This is a genomic window from Anaerotignum faecicola, assembly GCA_024460105.1.
GTDB lineage: Bacteria > Bacillota > Clostridia > Lachnospirales > Anaerotignaceae > JANFXS01.
This window is the reverse complement of record JANFXS010000433.1, coordinates 1-412: the sequence shown is the minus strand read 5'-3', so window position 1 is coordinate 412 and position 412 is coordinate 1. Positions and strand designations below refer to the sequence as shown.

1 protein-coding gene is annotated in these 412 nt (G+C 48.3%); it reads right to left on the bottom strand.

From position 1 onward, the window contains the following. Window positions 1–412, bottom strand: a 412-nt coding sequence (locus tag NE664_14735; protein MCQ4727891.1) for an ABC transporter substrate-binding protein, incomplete at both ends; no start/stop codon positions are given.

The following is a 412-nucleotide window of genomic DNA, read 5'->3' as shown; positions in this document are numbered from 1 at the left end:
GTACATCTTATCCGCATCCGTTGCAAACGTCTTGCCAAGTTCCTCCAGCTGAGGCCCATAAGCAGGCATGTAGACGATATATGCCAGAGAAGACAGGAAATACGGAACTTCTGTTTCCAGCGTATAGGTAAGCGTATGGTCATCCACAGCCTTCACTCCGACCTCTGAAAAATCAATGGCATTCCATACCACACCGTCATCATCGGCTCCGCCGTTATAAACAAGACCGTTGTAATATTCTTTGGCATTTGCAATCACACCGAACAGATTCTGTACAATACCGCTCTCATATTCCGGTGTCAGCTGGTATTTGATGGCGTCGACGTAATCCTGTGCCGTCACATCGGCTACCGGTGCTCCCGTGTTATCCACCCATTTGGCTTCTCTTAAGTGAAAGGTCCACGTCTTAGAC